This is a genomic window from Niallia nealsonii, from assembly GCF_002835805.1.
GTDB lineage: Bacteria > Bacillota > Bacilli > Bacillales > Cytobacillaceae > Niallia > Niallia nealsonii.
Map to the genome: position 1 here is coordinate 175,200 of NZ_PISE01000003.1, position 24,770 is coordinate 199,969.

At 34.0% G+C, this 24,770-nt stretch carries 23 protein-coding genes; 21 read left to right on the top strand and 2 right to left on the bottom strand.

The annotated features are described in order from the left end of the window. The first annotated feature begins 12 nt into the window (after positions 1-12). From argB to clpB, 7 genes are all read left to right on the top strand, one after another. Positions 13-786, top strand: a complete 774-nt coding sequence (gene argB / locus CWS01_RS01335) for an acetylglutamate kinase (RefSeq protein ID WP_101175239.1) — start codon at positions 13-15, stop codon at positions 784-786. Next, entirely contained in the window at positions 783-1,940 is a 1,158-nt protein-coding gene (locus tag CWS01_RS01340) for an acetylornithine transaminase (protein WP_101175240.1), read from the top strand. Before argB ends, CWS01_RS01340 begins: the two co-directional genes overlap by 4 nt. A 129-nt stretch (positions 1,941-2,069) precedes the next feature. Beyond that, on the top strand, positions 2,070-3,152 hold the full coding sequence (locus CWS01_RS01345) for a carbamoyl phosphate synthase small subunit (RefSeq protein ID WP_101175241.1): 1,083 nt from the start codon (positions 2,070-2,072) through the stop codon (positions 3,150-3,152). Beyond that, positions 3,145-6,255 (top strand): carbamoyl phosphate synthase large subunit, encoded by a 3,111-nt coding sequence (locus tag CWS01_RS01350; protein ID WP_101175242.1) that lies wholly within the window; start codon positions 3,145-3,147, stop codon positions 6,253-6,255. Before CWS01_RS01345 ends, CWS01_RS01350 begins: the two co-directional genes overlap by 8 nt. Further along, complete coding sequence (argF, locus tag CWS01_RS01355; RefSeq protein WP_101175243.1) at positions 6,252-7,199, top strand: ornithine carbamoyltransferase; 948 nt, start codon at positions 6,252-6,254, stop codon at positions 7,197-7,199. The genes CWS01_RS01350 and argF overlap by 4 nt, the downstream gene beginning before the upstream one ends. Before the next feature lie 312 nt (positions 7,200-7,511). Continuing rightward, positions 7,512-7,691 (top strand): YjzC family protein, encoded by a 180-nt coding sequence (locus CWS01_RS01360; protein ID WP_101175244.1) that lies wholly within the window; start codon positions 7,512-7,514, stop codon positions 7,689-7,691. 143 nt (positions 7,692-7,834) lie between these two features. Then, the gene (clpB, locus tag CWS01_RS01365) at positions 7,835-10,420 is read left to right on the top strand and encodes an ATP-dependent chaperone ClpB (protein WP_407938521.1); all 2,586 of its coding nucleotides are present in this window, start codon (positions 7,835-7,837) and stop codon (positions 10,418-10,420) included. Positions 10,421-10,503: 83 nt separating this feature from the next. Here clpB and CWS01_RS01370 read toward each other — a convergent pair whose 3' ends face one another. Beyond that, complete coding sequence (locus tag CWS01_RS01370) at positions 10,504-10,695, bottom strand: YjzD family protein (RefSeq protein ID WP_101175246.1); 192 nt, start codon at positions 10,693-10,695, stop codon at positions 10,504-10,506. A 356-nt stretch (positions 10,696-11,051) separates the two neighbouring features. On the opposite strand from CWS01_RS01370, the gene CWS01_RS01375 reads away from it, so the two are divergent. From CWS01_RS01375 to CWS01_RS01430, 12 genes are all read left to right on the top strand, one after another. Beyond that, positions 11,052-11,789, top strand: coding sequence for a lipase family protein (locus CWS01_RS01375; protein ID WP_101175247.1), 738 nt, complete (start codon positions 11,052-11,054; stop codon positions 11,787-11,789). A 129-nt stretch (positions 11,790-11,918) separates the two neighbouring features. Then, a complete protein-coding gene (locus CWS01_RS01380) occupies positions 11,919-12,701 on the top strand; it encodes a hypothetical protein (RefSeq protein ID WP_101175248.1) in 783 nt (260 codons plus the stop codon). A gap of 51 nt (positions 12,702-12,752) precedes the next feature. Beyond that, the gene (locus CWS01_RS01385) at positions 12,753-13,754 is read left to right on the top strand and encodes a BMP family ABC transporter substrate-binding protein (protein ID WP_101175249.1); all 1,002 of its coding nucleotides are present in this window, start codon (positions 12,753-12,755) and stop codon (positions 13,752-13,754) included. Further along, entirely contained in the window at positions 13,741-13,941 is a 201-nt protein-coding gene (locus CWS01_RS01390) for a ComZ family protein (protein ID WP_101175250.1), read from the top strand. Before CWS01_RS01385 ends, CWS01_RS01390 begins: the two co-directional genes overlap by 14 nt. A 217-nt stretch (positions 13,942-14,158) precedes the next feature. After that, a complete protein-coding gene (locus CWS01_RS01395) occupies positions 14,159-14,959 on the top strand; it encodes an SDR family oxidoreductase (RefSeq protein WP_101175251.1) in 801 nt (266 codons plus the stop codon). 148 nt (positions 14,960-15,107) lie between these two features. Further along, the gene (locus CWS01_RS01400; RefSeq protein WP_101175252.1) at positions 15,108-17,027 is read left to right on the top strand and encodes a BglG family transcription antiterminator; all 1,920 of its coding nucleotides are present in this window, start codon (positions 15,108-15,110) and stop codon (positions 17,025-17,027) included. Positions 17,028-17,050: 23 nt separating this feature from the next. Further along, positions 17,051-17,500, top strand: a complete 450-nt coding sequence (locus tag CWS01_RS01405) for a transcriptional regulator GutM (RefSeq protein WP_193603745.1) — start codon at positions 17,051-17,053, stop codon at positions 17,498-17,500. 15 nt (positions 17,501-17,515) lie between these two features. After that, a complete protein-coding gene (srlA, locus tag CWS01_RS01410) occupies positions 17,516-18,067 on the top strand; it encodes a PTS glucitol/sorbitol transporter subunit IIC (RefSeq protein ID WP_101175253.1) in 552 nt (183 codons plus the stop codon). A 25-nt stretch (positions 18,068-18,092) separates the two neighbouring features. Then, a complete protein-coding gene (srlE, locus tag CWS01_RS01415; protein WP_101175254.1) occupies positions 18,093-19,115 on the top strand; it encodes a PTS glucitol/sorbitol transporter subunit IIB in 1,023 nt (340 codons plus the stop codon). Positions 19,116-19,202: 87 nt separating this feature from the next. Then, positions 19,203-19,568, top strand: a complete 366-nt coding sequence (locus CWS01_RS01420) for a PTS glucitol/sorbitol transporter subunit IIA (RefSeq protein ID WP_101175255.1) — start codon at positions 19,203-19,205, stop codon at positions 19,566-19,568. Between the two features lie 218 nt (positions 19,569-19,786). Next, positions 19,787-20,461, top strand: coding sequence for a transaldolase family protein (locus CWS01_RS01425; protein WP_101175256.1), 675 nt, complete (start codon positions 19,787-19,789; stop codon positions 20,459-20,461). Between the two features lie 214 nt (positions 20,462-20,675). Next, positions 20,676-21,470 (top strand): Cof-type HAD-IIB family hydrolase, encoded by a 795-nt coding sequence (locus CWS01_RS01430; protein WP_157827515.1) that lies wholly within the window; start codon positions 20,676-20,678, stop codon positions 21,468-21,470. Between the two features lie 75 nt (positions 21,471-21,545). Here the strand turns inward: CWS01_RS01430 and CWS01_RS01435 are convergent, their stop codons facing one another. After that, positions 21,546-21,950 carry a hypothetical protein gene (locus CWS01_RS01435; RefSeq protein ID WP_101175258.1) on the bottom strand — a complete coding sequence of 135 codons (405 nt, stop codon included), beginning with the start codon at positions 21,948-21,950 and terminating at the stop codon, positions 21,546-21,548. Between the two features lie 299 nt (positions 21,951-22,249). Here CWS01_RS01435 and CWS01_RS01440 point away from each other — a divergent pair, with 299 nt between their 5' ends. Together CWS01_RS01440 and fabF are read left to right on the top strand one after the other, a co-directional pair. Next, positions 22,250-23,182: a beta-ketoacyl-ACP synthase III gene (locus CWS01_RS01440; RefSeq protein ID WP_101175259.1), complete on the top strand. Its 933-nt coding sequence runs from the start codon at positions 22,250-22,252 to the stop codon at positions 23,180-23,182. Between the two features lie 83 nt (positions 23,183-23,265). Then, positions 23,266-24,504 carry a beta-ketoacyl-ACP synthase II gene (gene fabF / locus CWS01_RS01445; RefSeq protein ID WP_101175260.1) on the top strand — a complete coding sequence of 413 codons (1,239 nt, stop codon included), beginning with the start codon at positions 23,266-23,268 and terminating at the stop codon, positions 24,502-24,504. Positions 24,505-24,770: the final 266 nt, after the last annotated feature.

Below are 24,770 nucleotides of genomic sequence, written 5' to 3' on the forward strand. Positions count from 1 at the left end.
GAGGTGAATTTGATGAAAACAATCCTTATAAAATGCGGCGGTAGTGTTATAGATCAATTGACTGAAGATTTTTTTGCTAGTTTAGCAGAATTACAAAAAGCTGGATTTCAATTAGTTTTTGTTCATGGAGGCGGCCCTGATATTAATGAAATGCTGGAACTTACAGGAGTTGTCCCTGAATTTCATAATGGTTTGCGGAAAACAACAAAAGAAACACTGAATATTGTAGAGATGGTACTTTCAGGAAAAACAAACAGAAAACTTGTACACTTATTAAATAGTCATCATTTAAAAGCAATTGGAATAAACGGTACAGATAATCAAATTATTCAAGGATCTCTTATTGATGAAGCAGCACTAGGATATGTTGGCAATGTGGAAACAGTGAATAATAAGCTAATCACAAAGCTTTTAACAGATGGATTAATTCCTGTCATAACGCCACTTGGCATTACAGAAAATGGGCAAATTTTAAATATTAATGCGGATTATGCAGCAGCAGCAGTTGCCAAAAGTTTAAAGGTGGAACATTGTTTATTTGTGACAGATGTTGATGGTATTCTAATAGATGGAAAAGTAGCAAATATTCTTGAACAAAAAGAAGTCCACCAGTATATAGAGGAAGGACAAATAACAGGCGGCATGATTCCAAAAGTAACATCCTCACTAGCAGCGTTAGAGAGCGGCTTAAAAAGTGTCATGATTGTATCAGGAAAAAAAGCGATTTATGATGGGCAAACATTGTTTGGAACACAAATTGTTGAAAAACTGGAGGTCGTAAAATGAGTCATTTATTTCCAACTTATGCAAAATGGGAAATTGAGCCTGAATCGGCAAAAGGCAGTTATTTAATAGGAACAGATGGAAAAAAATATTTGGACTTCACTTCAGGAATTGGTGTTTGTGGTTTAGGACATTGCAATGAGGAAGTAAAAAAAGCAGTCGAAGAACAGTTAAACAAGTTTTGGCATGTATCCAATCTATTTCCTGTTGCATTGCAAGAGAAAGCCGCGGAATTAATCGTTAAAGGCAGCGGAATGGATTGCGTTTTCTTCAGCAATAGCGGTGCAGAGGCAAATGAAGCGGCTATTAAGCTAGCTAGAAAAGCGACTGGCAAATCAAAAATTATTACATTCTTATCCTCTTTTCATGGCAGAACATTTGCAACAATGTCGGCAACGGGCCAAGATAAAATAAAGCATGGATATGGACCTATGCTAGAAACATTTGAATATGTTCCTTTTAACGATATATATGCATTAGAGCAGCAGTTAACAGATGATACAGCAGCCGTTATGTTGGAAGTGGTTCAAGGAGAAGGCGGCATTCATGTAGCTGCAAAAGAATTTCTGCAAAAAGTAGAAGTGCTTTGCAAAGAAAAAGGGGCACTTTTAATTATTGATGAAATTCAAACAGGAATAGGCAGAACAGGCACGCCATTTGCATTTCAGCAATTTGATTTAAACCCAGATATCATTTCTATAGCAAAAGGACTTGCGAATGGTATTCCAGTTGGTGCTATTGCTGCAAAAGGAAATTTAAAAGAATTTTTTGGAGCAGGGAGTCATGGAACTACATTTGGGGGAAACCCATTAGCAATGGCAGCAGCCAGCAAAACAATGGAGATTGTCTTTAATGAAGCTTTTTTACAAGCGGTTAATGAAAAAAGCAGCTATTTAATTCATTCGCTTCAAGAAAAATTAAAATCAAACCAGTATGTAAAAGATATTCGCGGCTTGGGGCTAATGATTGGAATAGAAGTAGAGTTGGAAGTAGCAAATGTGTTAAGTGAGTTAAGAAAAACAGGATTTATTGCATTACCTGCAGGCACCAATGTTATTAGACTGCTTCCGTCATTAACGACTACAAAGGAAGAGATAGATTTGGCAGTAGAAATAATCGGAAAACTTTTAAATTCTTACACAAAAATGACAGTTTAAGATGTATTTTCTTGCAAGTTGATGTATAATTATAAAAAATAAAAAATAAATATACAGTCTGGATCTATTGATCAATAAATTCAGAGCGACTTAAAAGAAGGGTAAAATCTAGATATAGAGGTGTACAAAATGGAAGGATACTTGCACTTAAAGAATGGAGAAAAATATAAAGGAACATTTCAAACAAATGCTGTAAATCAAACAGCAAGTGGAGAAATTGTTTTTTTTACTGGAATGACAGGTTATCAAGAGGTGCTGACAGATCCTTCTTATAAAGATCAAATCATTGTTTTTACTTATCCACTAATCGGGAATTATGGGATAAATAATGAAGACTTTGAGAGCAAAAAGCCACATGTAGCTGGAGTAGTCGTATATGAAGCAAATAAAGACGCTTTTCATTATCAATCACAGCATTCATTATTGGAATATTTAGAGAAGTGGAATATCCCTTTAATATCACATGTAGATACAAGAGCAATTGTAAAAAATATCCGTCAGGCTGGTTCGATGCCTGCTGTTTTGACAATAAAGGAAACGGCTCAAAAAGAAGACTTTTCTCTTGTAAAAGATAAAAAAGTGGCAAAAGTCTCTGAAAGAGATTTGCAGCAATATGGCAGCGGTGATTATCATATTGTTTTGGTGGATTTCGGCAAAAAAGAATCAATGGTAGATTGTTTATTGGAAAGAGGCTGCAAAGTAACGGTTGTACCATATAATACAGAATTTGAAACCATTCAAAATTTAGCGCCAAATGGAATTTTATTGTCAAATGGACCTGGTGATCCAAAAGAGTTAAAAGAAGTATTGCCAACTGTTGAGGCGTTAATCAAACATTATCCAACATTAGGGATTTGTCTAGGCCATCAGTTATCTGCATTAGCATTAGGTGCTGAAACCAGCAAACTATCCTTTGGACATCGCGGCGCTAACCATCCAGTAATGGACAAAAAAAATCAAAAAGTGATTATGTCCTCCCAAAATCATAGCTATGTGGTGGTGGAAGAAAGTTTAAAAAATACAGGATGTACAGCACGTTTTTACAATTTGCATGATGGATCTGTAGAGGGATTATCCCATACTGAATATCCATTGCAAACCGTACAATTCCATCCGGAAGCAAATCCAGGTCCTTCTGAGGGTCAGTATATCTTTGATGAATTTATTGAAAATGTTAAAGCAAATTATGGGAGAGTTTTCGCACATGCCTAAAGACACAACTATTCAAACAATACTCGTAATCGGATCAGGTCCAATCGTTATCGGTCAAGCAGCAGAATTTGATTATGCTGGAACGCAAGCATGTATGGTGCTAAAAGAAGAAGGATATAAAGTTATACTTGTAAATAATAATCCAGCAACCATTATGACAGATCAAACATTTGCAGACTCTATCTATTTTGAGCCCCTCACAGTGGATGTTTTAGAAATGATTATCCAAAAGGAAAAGCCAGACGGTTTGCTTGCAACACTAGGTGGGCAAACAGGCTTAAACTTAGCTTTTCAATTAAGTGAGCAAGGAATTTTGGATAAATATAATGTTAAACTTCTTGGAAGCTCGATTGAATCTATAAAAAAAGGGGAAGATCGTGAAGCATTCCGCCAGTTAATGTATGAATTAAATGAACCAGTGCCAGAAAGTAAAATTGTTCATCAGGTAGAAGAAGCTGTCCAATTTGCAGAAGAAATCGGCTTTCCAATCATTGTTCGCCCAGCCTATACGTTAGGGGGAACAGGCGGTGGAATTGCAGCAAGTATGGATGAATTTACAAGACTGGTTTCTGGTGGTTTACAGGAAAGTGCTATCGGACAATGTTTGGTGGAACGAAGCATCGCCGGCTTTAAAGAAGTAGAATATGAAGTAATGCGTGATCATATGAATACATGTATTACCATCTGTAATATGGAAAATATTGATCCAGTTGGCATTCATACAGGTGACAGCATTGTTGTTGCACCTTCGCAAACCTTAACAGATGTGGAGTATCAAATGCTTCGTTCCGCATCTATTAAAATTATTTCTGCATTAGGCATTATAGGTGGATGTAATATTCAATTTGCCCTTGATCCTGAGAGCAAAAAATATTATTTAATTGAAGTGAATCCTCGGGTGAGCCGTTCTTCTGCTTTAGCATCAAAAGCAACTGGCTATCCTATTGCCAGAATGGCAGCCAAACTTGCTGTTGGATATACATTAAATGAAATCATCAACCCAGTAACCGGCGATACTTTTGCTAGTTTTGAACCGGCTCTTGATTATGTAGTAGTAAAATTTCCAAAGTGGCCTTTTGATAAGTTTCCAAATGTGTCCAGAAGCCTTGGCACACAAATGAAAGCAACTGGGGAAGTAATGGGAATTGACCGGAATTTGGAAAGAGCATTATTAAAGGCAATTCGATCATTGGAGATAAAAGTAAATGATTTAGAACAGCCAAACTTAGCAGAGAAAACAGTAGATGAGTTATTCACTAAGCTAAAAGAACAATCAGATGAAAGATTTTTTGTTGTATTAGAATTAATAAGAAAAGGCATTACCCTTGATGAACTTCATTCTTTAACAAAAATAGATCTATTCTATCTTCATCTATTCCAAAGATTAGTTAATATGGAAAAAGAAATAGCTGCAGCAAGTCTTGAGACTGCTACAAAAGAAATGTTTTCTAAATGGAAAGAAAAAGGTTTTAGTGATACGTTTCTTGCTGGCAAATGGAATGTAACAGAAAAAGAAATCAGAAAGAAACGCAAGGCTTTAAATATTTTGCCGATTTATAAAATGGTTGATACATGTGCTGCAGAGTTTGAGGCAAAAACAAATTACTATTATTCTAGTTATTATGGTGAAAATGAGCAGACAGAAAGTAATAAAAGAAAAATATTGGTAATAGGGAGCGGACCGATTCGAATTGGCCAAGGGATTGAATTTGACTACTGTTCTGTTCATGGTGTCTTTGCTCTTAAAGAAGAGAATATCGAAACGATTATTATCAATAATAATCCGGAAACAGTAAGTACGGATTTTGCTACTGCAGATAGACTTTATTTTGAGCCGTTAGTAATAGAAGATATTATGAATGTAATTGAATCAGAAGGCATTGAGGAAGTAATCGTTCAATTAGGCGGTCAAACTGCTCTAAATGTTGCCAAAGGGTTAGAAGAATATGGTGTAAAGATTTTAGGCAATAGCAGCCATACAATTGATCTTTTAGAAGATAGAGACTTATTTTATCAATTATTAGATGAAGAAAATATTCCTCATATTAAGGGCGATATTGTTTTTACAGAAGGAGAATTATTAGCAGCTGTTGAAAAATTAGGCTTCCCTGTTCTGATTAGACCATCTTATGTAATTGGCGGTAAAGGAATGGAACGAATTGAAACAGATTATGATTTGCAAAAGTATTTGCAGACAGATATTCCATATCCAGTGCTTGTAGATCAGTTTATGTATGCAAGTGAAGCAGAATTAGATGTTGCAGCAGATGGTTTCGATATTTGTGTTCCAGCCATTATGGAGCATATTGAAAAAACAGGCGTACATTCAGGAGACAGCTTATCTATTTTGCCAGCTAAAAATTTATCGCAGCAAGTGAAAGAAAAAATGCTTGATTATGCGCAAAAAATTGTCAGACATACTTCTTATAAAGGTTTAATGAATATTCAATATATCATTGATACAGAAGATGTGTATGTGCTCGAAGTTAACCCAAGAGCAAGTAGAACGGTGCCGATTGTAAGCAAGGTAACAGGTATTCCGTTAGTACAAATTGCGACAAAAATAATGCTTGATAAATATACATTAACCGAGGAAGAAAAAACATTTAAAGATAATATCCCATTTACTTGCATCAAATACCCTGTTTATTCCAATTATGCATTAAAAGGGCTTGATTCAAAGCTTGGGCCGGAAATGCGATCAACTGGCGAAGGAATAGCACTTGCAAGCTCTATGGAAGAAGCGTTAAAGAAAGTGTTCCATCCTTCTTTAAAGAAAGTAGAAAAGAAACAAATTGTCATAAAAACAGACAAAGATACAACTGCACTTTGTGCAAAAGCAGAAACGCAAGGGTTGGTTATAAAAATAGGAGCAGATACGCCAAGTTTGCTTGCTGAACCTGAAACAGTCGCTTTTTATAATAATACTCATCTTGAAAGTGATCAAACATTAAGAGAATTGGCGACAAGAAATCGTATTATTACTTTTACGCAAGAAGAAAGTGCAGAAGCGTTTATAGACTCTTTTAAAGCAGATAAATTTAGTGTGAATTCAATCAATGAATGGCATGATATGTTGAAAAAGGACGTGAGTAAAGTATGATTACGGCATCAAATACGAGCTTAAAAGGCAAAGATCTGCTGACATTAGCAGATGTCGCACCTGAAACAATTTTAAACCTTTTGAATAAAGCACAAGAAATTAAACAAGCAAAATTAGAGGGAGAGGAATATGCGCCTCTTAAAGGAAAAACTTTAGGGATGATTTTTGAGAAATCTTCTACAAGAACAAGAGTATCTTTTGAAGCTGGAATGCTGCAATTAGGAGGTCATGCTCTATACTTAAATAGTCGTGATCTTCAAATTGGCAGAGGAGAGCCAATCTCTGATACAGCTAAAGTGTTATCAGAGTATCTTGATGCGATTATGATTCGAACTTTCTCTCATGATACAGTTATTGAGTTAGCGGAGCATGCATCTATTCCGGTTATAAATGGTTTAACAGATCTTTATCATCCTTGCCAAGCATTGGCAGATTTACTTACTATTTTAGAAGTAAAAGGAACATTAAAAGGATTAAAGCTTGCCTATATCGGCGATGGAAATAATGTAGCGCACTCCCTTTTAATTGCATGTGCAAAAGTTGGCATTGATATTGCGATTGCGACACCAGAGAACTATGAGGCAAATAAAGAAGTAGTCGAAAAAGCAAAAAGTTTTGCAAGTGTGAGCGGCAGTACGATTTGTTTAACAATCAATCCTATCGAAGCAGTTGCAAATGCAGATATCATCTATTCAGATGTATGGACTAGCATGGGCCAAGAAGAAGAAAATGAACAACGGTTAAAGGATTTCCAAGGCTTCCAAATTAACAGCGAATTAGTGAAGCACGCAAAAGATGATTATATGTTCTTGCATTGCTTGCCAGCACATCGGGAAGAAGAAGTAACAGCAGAAATCATTGATGGAAGCAACTCTTATATATTCCAGCAAGCTGGGAATAGATTACATGCTCAAAAAGCATTATTAGTTGAAATTTTAGCTTAAAAAAATCCCCTTTATGGGGGTTTTTTTATTATGTCCTGAACTTTCTAACTTATAAAGAGAAGTTTTTTCGTTGTTTTATTTTTGCTTTAATTTTTCAAAATAGTATTTTTTAAAAAAATGTTGTGTGTTAACATATATCCTCTTCTTCAAATAGGATATTATTTACTGGTTCTTTTTTTATCTATTGATTTATTGATTTAAACAATATTTTCCGTAATGACAAAATGAAAATCGGAAATAATAAAAAAGCAGTTAAGTGTGCAAGTGACTGTATTGATTAATTTATTCACGTATGCTGTAAGGAGGAACTTTATGGGACAAAATAGACAGTTTCGTGCCGGTCAAAAAGCACCGAATAATGGAATGTATATAGAGATTGGTGAAACAGGAAGTAATGTCAATAATCCTCAGTTTTTAAAAATGAAGGCAGGAGATCGTTTTCCAGAAAACTCTAACCATAATAGAGTATGGACGTATCAAAGAAAGCCTTAAGCCAAAATAGTTAAGCTCAATTGAATTTGTTATACTAGCCATCCGAAAGATACGGATGGCTTTACATATGGATAGAAAAGCCTATAATAATATTAAAGGTCAAAAAAGGTCAAAGGAGGCTTTTTGTCATGAATATGGAGCAAATGACAGAAAGAGTTCAGCTGGCAATAAGTGAAGCGCAAAGCCTTGCTGTAAAGGAAAGTCATCAAGAAGTGGATGATATTCATCTATTTATCGCAATGATGAAGCAGGAAGATAATTTATTAACTGCTGTACTGCAAAAACTTCATAAAGAACCAAAAGCATTAATTGAAAAGTTAACAAAAGAACTAGCAAAAAAACCACAAGTAACAGTAAGCAACACAGCACAAGGAAATATTTATATAACGAGCAGTCTGCAACGAATATTTGTTCAAGCAGAAGAGGAAAGAAAAAGCATGGAAGATGATTATCTTTCCATAGAACATCTCATCATCGCCGTTTTTTCTGAGAAGAACTCAAATGTTGGAAAGATATTAAATGAAATAGGCGTTTATAAAAAGGATGTAAGCAATAAAATTATGGAGACAAGGGGGAGCCAGAAGGTGACATCGAAAAATCCAGAAGCAACATATGATGCTTTAAATAAATATGGCCGTGATTTAGTAGCCGAAGTTAGAGCAGGGAAAGTTGATCCAGTAATAGGAAGAGATAATGAGATACGGCATGTGATTCGCATTCTTTCAAGAAAAACAAAAAATAACCCTGTATTAATTGGAGAGCCAGGTGTAGGAAAAACAGCAATTGTGGAAGGTTTAGCTCAAAGAATTGTACGCAAAGATGTTCCTGAAGGATTAAAAGATAAAACAATTTTTTCATTAGATATGGGTGCACTTATTGCAGGTGCCAAATTTCGTGGTGAGTTTGAAGAAAGATTAAAAGCCGTGCTTCAAGAGGTAAAAATGAGCAATGGACAAATTTTATTGTTTATTGATGAACTTCATACAATTGTCGGAGCAGGAAAAACAGATGGAGCGATGGATGCAGGCAATATGCTAAAGCCAATGCTTGCAAGAGGAGAATTGCATTGTATTGGTGCGACGACATTAAATGAACATCGCCAGTATATTGAAAAGGATCCGGCGTTAGAACGTCGTTTTCAGCAAGTGCTTGTGACAGAGCCAACCGTGCTGGATACAGTATCTATCTTAAGAGGTTTAAAGGAGCGTTTTGAAATTCATCATGGTGTCGCTATCCAAGATCGTGCAATTATTGCTGCTGCGACAATGTCAGACCGCTATATAACAGATCGTTTTCTTCCAGATAAAGCGATTGATTTAATTGATGAAGCATGCGCGATGATTCGGACGGAAATTGACTCTATGCCTATTGAAATTGATGAATTAACAAGAAAAATTATGCAATTAGAAATAGAAGAAGCTGCATTAAGAAGGGAAAAAGATACCTTAAGTCAAGAAAGATTGAGAGATATTGGAAAAGAACTAGCTGATTTAAAGGAAAAGGCAAATGCATTGCAAGCTAAATGGCAATTGGAAAAAGAAGGATTGCAAAAAATTCAAGAGAAAAAAGAAGAAATAGAAAAACAGAAAAGAGAATTAGAAGCTGCAGAAGGAAAATATGATTTAAATAAAGCAGCAGAATTAAGACATGGGACGATTCCTTTATTGGAAAAACAATTAAAAGGTTTAGAAGAAAAGATCAGCAAAAAAACGGAAGAAAAGTTATTAAGAGAAGAAGTAACAGAAGATGAAATCGCTGGAATCGTTGCCAGATGGACAGGTATACCTGTTTCCAAGTTAGTAGAAAAAGAAAGAGAAAAATTGCTTCGGCTAGAATCTATTCTTCAGGAAAGAGTGGTGGGACAAACAGAAGCCGTTCATCTAGTGAGTGACGCTGTATTAAGAGCGCGGGCTGGCATTAAAGATCCTAATAGACCAATTGGATCCTTTTTGTTTTTAGGGCCGACTGGTGTAGGGAAAACTGAATTAGCAAAAGCTTTGGCTGCCAGTTTATTTGATAGCGAAGAGCAAATCATTAGAATTGATATGTCTGAATATATGGAAAAACATGCAGTGTCCCGTTTAATTGGTGCGCCTCCTGGATATATAGGATATGAAGAGGGTGGACAATTAACGGAAGCTATTAGAAGAAAACCATATTCTGTGTTGTTATTAGATGAAGTAGAAAAGGCGCATCCAGAAGTATTTAATATTTTATTACAAGTTTTAGATGATGGACGTATTACTGATTCACAAGGAAGAATGGTTGACTTTAAAAACACAGTAATTATTATGACTTCTAATATAGGATCCCATTTATTATTAGAAAATAAAGTAATGGACTTTATTCCAGAAGAAACAAGAGAAGGGGTAATGAATCAATTAAAGATGCATTTTCGTCCAGAATTTTTAAATAGAATTGATGAAATAATCTTGTTTAAACCACTTGCACTTGCCGAAATAAAAGAAATTGTCACAAAACTTGTTGCACAATTGCAGACAAGATTATTAGAACAACAAATATCGATTTCGATTACAAATGAAGCCAAAGAATATATAGCATTAAACGGTTTTGATCCAGTTTACGGGGCAAGACCTTTAAAAAGATTTTTGCAGCGAACAGTGGAAACCTATTTAGCTAAAGATATTATTGCAGAAAAAATAAAAGAAAATGATTATGTAGTAATTGATGTTGTAGAAGGAAATATCGTACTTTTGAATGAACGGTAAAATGATGGGAACGGCGAAAAAGAGAACGGAGCTTTTTCGCCGTTCTCTTTTTTAGAGTTAATAGGAAACAAGTTTTATAAGGATTAATGAGCACTTTCTTTATGATTAGGTTCATTTGGAATAATTGCCCCTAGTACAAAAACTAACACGGTAAAGATAATGCTTAAAATAAAGCCAGTACCAAGGCTAAATGAGTTGCCATTCATGGAACTAACAACGTATGTAAGCATTTGCGCAAGCAAGAATGACCAAATAAATGTAAACAAATAACGCACTTCAATTCACCTCACAACAATTTTCAATTCTTTGTTCATCTTATCATATTGCCAGAAATTAATAAATGTCTATTGCTTTAACTTATTATGAAAAAATTAAGCTCCTGTAATTGGATGCCTTTATATAAAGAACAGAACTATTTTTAAGTTTCAGGCAGTATAGTCAAAAATATGCTCGCATATTATTATTGTAAGTATATGCATATGTTGGAAAAGAAAGTGTAGTCCTAATCTTTTTTGTAGGCCTTATGTACAGTTCATCATAAAGAAGATAAATAAAATAGGCAAACTCCCTTACATTTAAAAAAAATGCTCATACATTATTAAAAGGAAAATGTTATAAAGGAGTTTTAGAGATGGAGAACCGGAACTTCCAATTGGATACCGAATGGAATATGATACATTACCCTCCTCAACCAAACGGTTTCGGTGTCTTAATAATCGGGGATGACAGAAATTTTGTAAATAAGTCAACAAGCTTTTGGACACAAAATGAAGGCAAAAAGCAATTGGTTGAATCACTTCTAGAAAAAGGATACACTATATTTTATTCTAATTTATATGGGAAGAATTGGGGAAGCAATCAAGCTTGTCAATTAGCAGAACGGTTATATCAATATGTGATACGTTCAGAAATCCTTAATCAAAAAATTCATTTAATAGCGGAAGGGATGGGGACGTTAACTGCCATCCGACTGATGAAAGAAATGAAAGGCAATATTCGCTCAGCTGTTTTGTTTAATCCCATTTTATCATTAAAGGATCATCTCGAAAGAGAAAAGGAACATAAATTTTTTTTTAAGAAGCTATGTAATGAAATATCAGTAGCTTTTCATTTAACGGAAGAGGAATTTTTGCCATTTTTAAAGGGGCGAAAGGAAATCTTATTAGAAGAAACATCTTCTCCTGTGAAAATCATCCAAATTTTGCATGACGGAAAATCCTATTACCAATCTAACTATTTAAAAAAAGAATCAACAGAATGGAAGAAAAAACAGCTGCCAATTGTTGTTTCATATGTTGTGCCAGAAAAAAGAAGTGCGCTCCCAAAATACATTCATTTCTTTTTTCAGGCTAATGAAAAATATCTATAAAAAGGAACAAGGAATTCTCTTAAGTTTGCTGGGATTAGAGGATTCCTTTTTATTGTGCAAAAATCAAGATGAAATAATTAATAAATGGCAGCATATCATACAATAATTAGTTTTTAGGGAGGATTAAATATGGATGATTTTTTGATGATTGGAAAATATCATTTTATTGGCTTGCATCTTTGTTCTACATTATTATCACAGGGTCTTAAAATAAAAGGCATATCTTACCCTGATTTTGAAGTGCATCAATTAGAAGAGAAAGAAATGTTTTTTGGGAGAAATGCTAATTTTATTGATATAAAATGGGAGCAGCGGTTCAAACAGATAAAGGAAGGAGAGACAATCATTGTTTTTGATTGTTATACATTAGATAAATTAGATGACTTGATTGCTGCTATGCAAGAATTTTTCAAAGGGAATCGTTGGAAAATGCCTAATAAAGTGGTGGCTATTTGTCCTGCTACAATGGAAGAAGTACAAAATAAACAATGCACGAAATTTTTTAAAGAGAAGAAGATACCATATCAATTCATATATTTACCAACTATTTATGGTCCTTGGCAACCAGAAAGTTTTTTATTTCAACAAATCTTATTAAAGGAAATAAATAAAAACTTGCTTCCAAAGCAAAATGAATATACGAAAGATGCTATTTTTGTGGAAGATGCTGTAGAGGAGATAATGGAACAGATACAAAATAATCAAAATGAGGATATATTACTGCGAAGTGTTGTACAAAATCATTGGCAAAAGTGTATGGATGTACTAAACTATTCATTAGATTATGTAGAGGACTGTGAAAATTATTTTGCAGAGAATAAATTTACAATTAATGTAAAAAATAAAAATAAGATCGCAGATAATTTGGCTTTGCAAACCAAGCATATTAAAATGTATATAAATCCCTTTTAACCTTAACCTATTCGAAATGAAAACAATATAGGGATTTTGAGAAAGGCATAAATGATGCGGAAATTTAAGAAAATTTTATTGATTTTCCTTCTGTTATCTTCTTTTTTTCTGCTTTCTTGTAAACATGCTGTGGAGGAAAAAGAAAAAATTCAAAAAGTTGGTCTTCTTGTGGAGGGAACAGTAAGGGATCAAGGGTGGGGAACAAAGGCTTATACCGGGTTGCTTAATATTCAATCAAAATATGATGTTGATATATTTTACAAAGAGGGAATTACTTCACAACAGATTGCCGAAAGAGCGATTGAAGAATTTCAAAATAAAGGTGTGAACCTCATTTTTGGAAATAGTTCAGCGTTCGGCACTTTTTTTAACGCCCTTTCCCAAAAATATCCCGATATACATTTTGTCAGTTTTAATGGCAATGCTAACAATAAAAATACGACAAGCGTGATATTGGATGGCTATTCGATGGGTTTTTTTGGAGGAATGGTTGCAGGTTATATGACAAAAACAAATACAATTGGAGTTGTAGCCGCTTTTGAGAACGAGTCAGAAGTGCAAGGTTTTGCTGATGGAGCAAAATTTGAAAATAAACACGTGAAAGTATTAACAAAATATGTACATAGTTGGGATGATCGGGAAAAAGCCAGCTTATTACTCGAACAATTATTGTCGCAGAATGTTGATATTGTCTATCCGACAGGAAATGGTTATAATCTAGAAGTCATTGAAAAAACAAAAGAAAAGGGTTTATATGCCATTGGTTTTGCTACAGATCGGACAGATTTAGGTGATGGCAATGTGTTAACTAGCACCATTCAGGATATAGTTAAATTATATGCATATACAGCAAAAAAATTCAATGAAGGTGACTTGTCCGCTGGAAACATATATTTTGGAATGAAAGACAATTTTACTTCTTTAGGTGAATTTAGTGAACATGTAGATAAAGAATTTATTTTAAAAATAAATAAAGAAATAAATGATTTTAAAAAATCAGGCAAACTGCCAAATGGACAAAAAGTGGAGGAATATGAATATGACAACAAATGATAAAACAATGGAATTTATGCAAATAGCTATGAAATATCTGCCAGAAGCAAAAGAGGAATTAGACAAAGCAGGTGTAGAATTATCTTTTGAACTAATTCAGCCATTTATGAATCTTTTTACAAAAGTAATGAATGAAGCATATGAACTTGGAAAATTGGATGGCGCTGAAGAGAAGGAAGAAGTCTGAACCAAAGTTTTTAAAGAAATACTAGCTTAACAAAAAAAAGACAATTTCACTATAAAAGTTCATAGTGAAATTGTCTTTTTTTTTGTTTATATGGAAATGTTCTAATAGTGCAAACATTTTCACGCTTATGTGAAAATCTCTGTATTAATTTAAGTGGCATTTCATTTTATACTAAAAACATCAAATGAAAACGCTTAAAAAAACGGGGGTTAGCATGATGGAAAATACATGGTTAGCATTAGAAGGTAAAGTAGCAGTTGTCACTGGCGGATCTTCAGGCATTGGATTGCATATTGCACAAGAATTGGCCAATAACGGAGCTCAAGTAGTTATTTCCGATTTAACTGGCGAAGAAGGTCAGCAGGCTGATGGCTCTTATTTAATTAAGTGTGATGTATCAAATCAAGCAAGTGTCAATCAAATGATTAAAAAAACAGTTGATCGTTTTGGAGCAGTCGATATTCTTGTTAATAATGCAGGCATTAACTTGCCAAGATTATTAGTTGATATAAAAGGTGAGAAGCCAGAATATGAGTTAAGTGAAAAAGATTTTGATTTAATGGTTGCAGTAAATCAAAAAGGTCCTTATTTATGTGCACAAGCTGCTGCTAAAGAAATGTTGAAGAAAAACAGCGGTGTAATTATAAATGTTGCGTCTGAAGCAGGACAAGAGGGATCAGCAGGTCAAAGCTGCTATTCAGCAACAAAGGGAGCGGTAATTTCATTTAGCCGTGCTTGGGCAAAAGAATTAGGTCCTTATAATATTCGAGTGGTAGCAATTGCACCTGGAATTCTTGAAAAAACAGGATTAAGAACGGATGCATATAATGAGGCGCTTGCCTATACTCGCGGGGTAACGGTAGATGGGCTATCAACAGATTATAGCAAATCTATTCCATTGGGAAGAGAAGGATTGCTAAAAGAAGTTGGAGATCTTGTATCCTACCTAGCATCAGAGAGAGCAAGCTATATTACAGGAACAACTTTTAATATTTCGGGTGGTAAATCACGTGGATAACAATGAATGCATGAAGGTTTGAAAAATATCAGATATTGGCCTTTTTGCAAAATTGCTCTACTGAATTAGTATAGAAAAAATTCACAACCAAAAAGTGATTTTTCGATATACTTAGCAAAGGAACATGCGGCAAAAGGTGGTAGAAAATATGTCTGATATAAATAATGATTTACGGATAGTGCAAATAATTGATTTAGCCAGAAAAAAATCATATATTTCACTAGATTATATGGCAGAGTCAATCGGTGTCAGCACAAGAACGATTAGAAATTATATAAAGCAGCTAAATACGGATTGGAATAGTACAGCAGAACTTGTTAATGAAAGAGGCAAGGGTTTTCACTTAATAATAAATGATCAACAGTTATTTGATGATTATTTAGAAGAGTTGAATAAAGAGAAGATTTTACAAGATTCTCCACAAAAACGGCTTGCCTCGATTATAGACTGTCTTCTTAATAATGAGACAATAACTTTAGATGAGATAGCTCTCAGGCTCAATATTGGTAGAACTACATTGGTCAATGAGTTGAAAAAAGCGACTGTCTCATTAGAATCTTATAGTTTATCTATTTTAGGAAAACAAAATGAAGGAATGCATTTAACAGGAAATGAGTTAAGTTTGCGTTTTTTCATCCTTGATAATGTATTTGATTATCTATATGGCGATTATCCTTTAGATGAAGACATTAAAGAGGAATTGACAAATGTTATTGATCAATATGATCTAGAATTTACAACACAAAGTCGACTGATGCAATCAATAACCATTATGTTGGATCGATTATTGAAGGGACACTCTATTGTACAAATAGAAGATAAATATCAGGCATTGTTAGAATCAAATGATTTTCAAATTGCAACAGAATTAGCAAAAGTAATAGAAAAAGGGTTGCCCATTAATATACCAATTCAGGAAGTATTATTCATAACGCTTCCGATTGTTGGAAGAAGAACACCGACGAATAATCGTACAATGGCAGATATAAAGATAACAGAAGAAATTAATAATCTTTTGGAGCGGATTATTGAACAACTAGGTTTTCGAAAAGAAATTATTCACGAAAAAGAAGAGTTTTTTAAAGACCTGCAATATCATATTACCTTTATGCTTAACCGATTAATGTTTAATATTCGTTTAAGAAATCCTTTACTAGATGATGTCAAACAAAAATACCCTCTTGCTTACAAAATGGCAGAAGTAGCAGGCAAAGTGATTAAAGAGGAATACGGACTCGCAGTTTCAGAGGATGAACTTGGATATCTCGCCTTCTATTTTAGTGTATATATCGCTCAAAATGAAGTGCAAGTTAGAAAATTAAAGAAAGTTGCGGTTATCTGCGGTACAGGAAGAGGAACTTCCAAATTAATAAGTATTCAATTGCAGCGGGTCCTTCAGCAAAATACCGAAATCGATCTATTTTCAGATAAAGAAGTAACGAAAGACCTGTTAAGGGTATATGATATTGTTTTTTCTACAGTGAAATTATCATTTGAAACAGATGCACCTTTAATAATGATAAATGAAATATTTGATGAAAGCACTATTTCACGTGAAATTGAAAAAGTAACTTATTTGCAAAAGTTTAAATTAAGGGATATAGGTAATAGCAATTCTATTTTAAAGCTATTAACAAATAAAGATAAGGTATTTATTTTAGACAATAAGCAGACTTATCATAAAAATGTAGAAATGATGATTAATCAACTAACAAAATTGAACTTTTTAGATGCAGGGTTTAAAGAGAGGCTTATTAAACGTGAAGAAAAAGGATCTATGATCTTCGATAAATATATTGCTTTGCCTCATACGGTAAATTATCAATCTAATAAATTGGAAATAGCTTTAGGGATTTTTCCGAAAAAGATACAGGAAAGTGGCAAAGAGATTAAATTAATATTTTTATTAGGTATACCAAATCAAACCGATAATGATGATAATTTAATTGTAAAAATATATGAAGAAATCATTCAATTAGCATCTAATGATCAACTTGTTCAAAAAATTGCTGAATCAAAAAATTATGAAGAAGTTTCAAACTATCTTGAAGAAATAAACAACAAATAAGGAACTTGATCGGAAGTGAAAAAATGCAAATATATATAATCATGATTTTCATAGCAGGTGCATTTCTTGTTCAAATGGGACTGGGATATTTACAAATCAAACATTTTACAAAAGCATATACGGAAATGAGGAAAATCGGGAAAGTTGCAATAGGAAAAAGGCCAGGAAAGCTCCGGGCCGGTACAATTGTTTTCTTTGCTATAAATAATAGTGGAAAAATTTTAAAGGCGAAAAAAATGCAAGGGGTTACAGTGATGGCGAAGTTCCGCGACTTGAACGGTTTTACAGATAAAAATATTAAAACCATTCAAGAGGAAGATATGAAGCATTGCAATAAATTATTGAAACTGGCAATTCTTGATGCTGCAAATAATTACAAAATTATTATGAGTGGCGGGGAAATACCAGAGAAAAACAGCCTTTTTAAGAACATGATGGTAAAAGCAGAAAAAGTAGTGTCAATAAAAAAATAATAAGAGGTGATCAATATGGATTTGATCGTACATTTTGCAGAAGGCTTTTTAAAACTATTCCAAACAGGTGCAGATACGTTTATTTCATGGATGAAAGGTATCGTTCCGGTTGTACTATTATTAATGGTTGCGATGAATACATTAATTCAATTAATTGGAGAACATAGAATTAATCGTTTAGCGATGGCATCATCTAAAAATCCGTTATTAAGATACATGGTATTGCCATTTCTAGGTTCGTTCATGTTAGCTAACCCGATGGCTTTATCTCTAGGACGTTTTTTACCAGAGAAATACAAACCAAGCTACTATGCGTCTGGCGCTTATTTCTGTCATACAAGCAACGGGATATTCCCTCATATCAATCCAGGAGAACTATTTATCTTCTTAGGAATTGCAGCTGGAATTGAACAACTTGGCTTTAGTACTGCTGAATTAGCTGTCCGCTATTGTTTAGTGGGGATTGTAATGAACTTCTTTGCAGGTTGGATTACTGACTTCACAACAAAAATGGTAGAAAAACAACAAGGAATTAAATTAAAAACAGAAGTGGAATTACATCATTAAGAGGAAGTTGAAGGAGGTTATTAAAATGACAGAATATCGTTCCGTTAAAATAGTAAAAGGAAACGGCGGGTTTGGAGGACCTTTAACGATTACTCCAACACCTGAAAAAAATAAAATTGTTTATATTACTGGCGGCGGTGCAAAGCCAGACATCGTAGATAAAATAGCAGAACTTACAGGAGCTGAAGCAGTTAATGGCTTTAAGACATCTGTACCGGATACTTCCATTGCTCTTGCGATTATAGATTGCGGAGGTACACTGCGCTGTGGTATTTATCCGCAGAAAAGAATTCCTACGGTAAATATCATGCCTACCGGAAGAAGCGGTCCTTTAGCTAAACATATTACAGAAGATATCTATGTATCTGCAGTAGATGTAGGCCAAATTGAATTAATAGAAAAAGATGCGCAAACACATGTGGCAGCAGCTGCAGAAAAAATTCCAGAAGAGAAAAAAGAGTTTAAATATAGCAGTGATCAAAAAATATCGCAAACAATGGCTGCAAGCAGCAACAAAAGCTTTTTAACTAAAATAGGTCTTGGAGCAGGGAAAGTAATTAATACATTTTACCAAGCAGGTCGTGATGCCGTTCAAACATTAATTAATACGATTATTCCATTTATGGCTTTTGTATCATTGTTAATTGGTATAATTCAAGGATCTGGAATCGGAAACTTTTTTGCTAAATTAATGTCACCGCTCGCAGGGAATATTTGGGGATTATTATTAATTGGGTTTATTTGTTCCTTGCCATTTTTATCTCCACTGTTAGGGCCTGGAGGAGTTATCGCACAAATTATAGGCACTCTTATTGGTGTAGAAATTGGCAAAGGAAATATTCCTCCAAACTTAGCATTACCAGCACTATTTGCAATCAATACACAAAATGCTTGTGACTTTATTCCAGTAGGTTTAGGTTTAGCTGAAGCAGAGGCAGAAACAGTAGAAGTAGGGGTGCCGGCAGTTCTTTATTCAAGATTCTTGATTGGTGTGCCAAGAGTATTTGTAGCATGGCTAGCAAGTTTTGGACTATATTCAAATGGCTAACAGATTTTTGAAAACGTTAAAAAATTAATTTTAAATAAATGACAATGAGGAGGGAAAAGCATCTTGCGTGAGAGATGCTAAGATATAATGAAAACAATTTATGAAAATAAAATTCAAAGTATTGGTGATTTTGCAGATTCCTTTTTAGAAGAAAAAATGGTTATTTTATTTGGTGATGGTGCCCCACAAGATTTAAAGGATTTTTGCTATAACATCGATCTCGTAGAGGTGGATGGAGAAATCCAGGAAGGACAGTTTCTGCTGATCAATGAAGATAAATACGAAATAACTTCTGTTGGAGATGTTGTACAAAGAAACTTGACTACTTTAGGGCATATTACGATAAAATTTGACGGCTCAACAACAGCAGAATTGCCAGGAACATTATATGTAGAAAATAAAATTTTGCCTAAATTTGATTTAGGAACAAAATTGAAAATTATTAATGCATAAATATGCTTATCGCAAAAAAGTCTAATTACGACTTTTGCGTGGAAAGAGATGCCAAAAAATAAGAAAGGTTATCACTAAGTTCTCTTAAGTTTGATGAGGAAAAGGAAATAACTAGTCTTTACTTTAGGCATCTTTTTCTATTTGGATTAGTCCATGCATTTCAAAGGAATTAGAATCCATTCATCTGTCATTAAAACATTAGAGTTGGAGGAAATAAAATGAGACTTTATATTGATTCAGCAAATCTGGAACAAATTGCTTATTTAAATACATACTTTCCCATAGATGGAGTAACAACAAATCCATCCATTATAGTAAAAGAAAAGAAACCGTATTTAGAGCTCCTTCAAGAAATTAAAGGAATCATTGGAGAGGAAAAGGAACTGTTTGTTCAATTAATTGGTGATACAGCAGAGGAAATGTTAGAGGAAGCAGAATATATTAATCGTGTTATTGCCGGAAAAGTGGTTGTAAAAATACCTGTTACAACAGAAGGTATTAAAGCAATAAAATTAATTAGCGTCTATAAAATTCCTATATTAGCAACAACGATTTATACTTCTATGCAAGCGTTAACTGCATCTATGGCAGGTGCTGATTATGTTGCTCCATATGTTAACCGAATTGATAATTTAACGGGAAATGGAGTAAATGTTGTACATGAAATCAGTAAATTATTTTCTGCATATAACTGTAAAACAAAAATATTAGCAGCAAGTTTTAAAAATGTCCAACAAGTTCATGATGTTTGTTTAGCTGGTGCACATTCTGTGACAGTCAGTGCAGAGTTAATTCAAAAATTTATTGATTTCCCTTCTACCAATAAAGATGTGACAGTATTTAAGAAGCAGTGGCAAGATCTGTATGGAATAGACAGAAAATCATTAATTTAGGATGATTTGTCCATCCTATTGTGCTAGTAACATAGATTGCTAACTTTTTAGCATGATTTTTTATAGAAATTCTATTGTTTTTTGGGGAGAGGTCTTCTTTACCAAGGTCTAGAAGGCGAAAAAAATAATTGCTTAAGAATGAAGAAAAAATGGTTTATTGACAATTTTTATGAAAATAACTGTTAGGAAATAACTTAATGTAAGGATGGATAAAATGAAGAATAAAAAAGTTGTTTTTTTTGATTTAGATGGAACACTTTTAACTAAAGATTTATCAGTTGCTCCAAGCTCTATCGAAGCAATCCATGAGTTAAAATCATGCGGTGTGGAACCAATTATTGCTACAGGTAGAACATTAATGGAAATAGACTATGTTTTGAAGGCTACTGGCATAACATCCTGTGTTGCAATGAACGGACAATATGTATTATATAATGGAGAGGTTATTTACGAAAACCCTCTAAATAAGAAGGAAGTTACAGAACTACATGTAGATGCAAAAAAAAATGGTCATGAAATGGCTTTTTATAATGCTGATAAAATAACCGTAACAGCAGAAGGATCTATACTAATAACAAAAAACTATGAGCGTGTTGGCGGGAATTACCCACCGTTAGATGATCGACTGTATTTAGATGAACCAATTCATTTAATGCTGGTATTTTGTCAACCGGGAGAAGAGGCTTATTATCAGCAAAAATTCCCTAACTTTCAATTTATTCGAAATTCTCCATATGGATGTGATATTTATCCTGCGGGATCATCAAAAGCAACTGGGATAGAACGGCTAATATCTCATTTGGAACTGTCATTAGAAAATACATACGCTTTTGGAGATGGTTTAAATGATTTAGAAATGTTTGATCTCGTTAAGTATTCTGTTGCGATGGGCAATGCCTTAGATATTGTCAAAAAATCAGCATCATATATTACTAGTTCCCATAATAATAATGGAATAGCAGAGGGACTTCGGGTCTTGGGCTTGTTAGATAAGTTAATTTCTAAATAAAATAATTTAGGTCTAATCTCTAACAAAGAATATGGGGGATTAGACCTTTTGTTGGGTAGAAGTAGCTAGGAAATGTCAATCTATCCATTTTTTTATAAAGGGTGCGATTTTTTTTACAATCGGTTTAAACTCATTAGCGGAAGTCATAAAGCTATCTACACTTTTCATCAATAATTCAAGATCAATTTGATCTAAAAAGTTGGCAATTGCATCAAATTTTTGATCCTCTTCTTGCTGCTGGTTATCATCATGTTTTTCTTCTTCTTTTTGTGAACGATTGCTGTTCATCCCTAAAATCCATGCATCACCGCGATGACGCTTGCGTCTATTGCTCTCCTGTGTTTTTCTATTCGAGTTTTCTTCCTGTTCTTCTGTTTTTTTACTTGTTGAGGAATAGTTTGTACCAAACATGAACAGGCGAAAATGATCTGTTTTTTCCACATCGCCGTTTTTTTCTTTTTTCTCTAAATCATCTTCCATCAACGCTCTCTCCTTACGTTTATTCATACTTTTCCTTAATAGTATCCTATGACAGAAAAATAGTAGATGATTAGACAAGTGCATAGAGGATATAAATTATTATGTTGCAATTTCCATTGAAAATTTGATAAAATTAGTACCAAGTCATAATAATTGATAATAATATATTATAAACATCATTAATGTACAAAATAAAATAAGAACGATAAAGAAATCACGTAATCTATGATATGAACCATTAGATTTTGAAAAAAGATGTTTATGCCGTATAATCGGTTTTATTAAAGGAGCTGAGCACTTTGAGCACAGGAGTAATTGGAATTGGACGGGCATTGCCTGAAAAAATATTAACAAACTTTGATTTAGAAAAAATGGTAGATACAAATGATGAATGGATTCGAACAAGAACTGGAATCGAAGAAAGAAGAATAGCAGATGATAACACAAATACATCTGATATTGGATATGAAGCTGCAAAAAAGGCAATAGAAAATGCCAATATTTCACCAGAAGATATTGATCTTATTCTAGTTGCTACTGTAACGCCAGATCAGCCATTTCCTTCAGTAGCATGTATGCTGCAAGAACGTTTAGGGGCAAAAAAAGCAGCAGCCTTAGATATAAGTGCAGCATGTGCTGGTTTTATGTATGGAATGGTTACAGCTAAACAATTTATTGATAATAATGTTTATAAGTACGTTTTAGTAGTAGGGGTAGAAAAGCTCTCGAAAATTACAAATTGGGAAGATCGAAATACTGCTGTTCTTTTTGGGGATGGTGCAGGTGCAGCTGTACTAGGAAAAGTAACAGAAGGAAGAGGCATCCTTTCATTTGAACTAGGCGCTGACGGTACGGGAGGCAAACACCTGTATCAAGACGATTTTATTCAAATGAATGGAAGAGAAGTCTTTAAATTTGCAGTTCGCCAAATGGGCGAAAGCAGTGAAAATGTTTTAGAAAAAGCGGGACTTTCTAAAGAAGATGTAGATTTCCTTATTCCTCATCAAGCAAATATTCGTATTATGGAAGCTTCTAGACAAAGATTGAATCTTCCAGAAGAAAAGCTCTCAAAAACAGTGCATAAATATGGAAACACAAGTGCGGCATCTATTCCAATTTCTCTTGTAGAAGAAGTGGAAGCAGGAAAAATAAAAGACGATGATGTTATTGTTTTGGTTGGATTTGGCGGCGGTTTAACATGGGGAGCCATCGCACTTCGTTGGGGAAAATAATTGCACACAATTTAAATAAATAAAAAAATCAAAGCCTAATATTTCATGTAAAAACGAATGAAAGAAAAAGGAGAGTTATAATAATGGAAAAAAGAAGAGTAGTTGTTACAGGGATAGGTGCAGTTACGCCTTTAGGCAAGGATGCAGCAATTACCTGGGAAAATATTGTAAATGGTGTTTCTGGCATCGGGCCACTAACTAGAGTCAATGCAGATGAATATCCTGCAAAAGTTGCAGCAGAGATTAAAGATTTTAATCCAGAAGATTTTATGGATAAAAAAGATGCACGAAAAATGGATCGTTTTACACAATATGCATTAGCAGCATCACTAATGGCAGTGAAAGATGCTGATTTGAAAATAACAGAAGAAAATGCAGCGCGTATTGGTGTTTGGATTGGATCAGGCATCGGCGGAATGGAAACATTTGAAAACCAATATGAAATTTTCCAAAAAAGAGGCTACAAACGCGTGAGTCCTTTCTTTGTGCCAATGTTAATTCCTGATATGGCAACAGGACAAGTATCCATTACCCTTGGTGCAAAAGGGGTAAACTCTTGCACTGTAACAGCATGTGCAACTGGTACAAATTCGATTGGAGATGCATTTAAAGTCATTCAGCGTGGAGATGCAGATGCGATGGTTACAGGTGGTGCTGAAGCGCCGATTACAAAAATGTCTGTTGCTGGATTTTGTGCAAATACAGCATTATCAACTAATCCAGATCCAAAAACAGCAAGCAGACCATTTGATGCAAATCGCGATGGTTTTGTAATGGGAGAAGGAGCGGGAATTCTTGTATTAGAAGAATTAGAGCATGCATTAAAAAGAGGCGCTACTATTTATGCAGAAATAGTAGGATATGGAGCAACAGGTGATGCCTATCATATTACTTCTCCAGCACCAGGAGGAGAAGGCGGAGCAAGAGCAATGAAAATGGCCATCAATGATGCTGGTTTGAAGCCAGAAGATGTGTCCTATATTAATGCACATGGAACTAGTACAGCATATAATGATAAATTTGAAACAATGGCAGTAAAAGAGGTATTTGGAGAATATGCCTATAAAGTTCCAATGAGCAGTACAAAATCTATGACAGGCCATTTATTGGGTGCAGCGGGAGGTGTGGAAGCGATTTTTAGTATTTTAGCCATTAGAGATAGCATACTTCCACCGACGATAAATTTTGAAACGGCAGATCCTGATTGTGATTTAGATTATGTAGTTAATAAACATCGTAAACAAGATGTAAATATTGCTATGAGTAACTCATTAGGTTTTGGCGGCCATAATGCTACCATCATCTTTAAAAAATATCAATAAAATAACGAAGAGGACAGTTGTTTATTGCAAAGTATCAATAAACAACTGTCTTTTTTATAGACTGTACTAAAAAGAGTAATTTTCAATATTAATTTATAATTATTACAAATTAATATTGACTATAATAAGAAAATGTATATAATTATAAATATATATATAGATAGTGATGTAAGGAAAGCGTTATCAATACAGAATTAATCATTAGTATAAAATGATTAAAGAAATCGCCGGTGAAAAATGAATTTGCCGCCTTTCGTTATATTTTA